Source organism: Olsenella uli, from assembly GCF_016899935.1.
GTDB classification, from domain to species: domain Bacteria; phylum Actinomycetota; class Coriobacteriia; order Coriobacteriales; family Atopobiaceae; genus Thermophilibacter; species Thermophilibacter uli_B.
On the sequence record NZ_JACJJK010000110.1, the window covers coordinates 1 to 237 of the forward strand.

Annotated in this window: 1 protein-coding gene; it reads left to right on the top strand. The window is 40.9% G+C overall.

Going from position 1 to position 237, the window contains the following annotated elements:
• Positions 1 to 237 (top strand): DegT/DnrJ/EryC1/StrS family aminotransferase (locus tag H6A07_RS10055; protein ID WP_204814769.1); only part of this gene is annotated, 237 nt, incomplete at both ends.

The window sequence follows — 237 nt, forward strand, 5'->3', positions numbered from 1 at the left end:
GAATAATAATATTTATGGTACAATGCCCACATTAGCTTCGTTGAGTGATGTCAATGCATTGTTGGAAGGAGTTTGGGAACGTGGCGTTATGACTCATAACGGTCCGCTGGTACAACGCTTTGAGAAAGAAGTTGCAGAATTTCTGAATCTTAAAAATGTAGTGACAGTCACGAATGGCACTATAGCTATACAGATGGCAATTAAAGCGTTAGGGCTGAAGGGGGAAGTTATCACTAC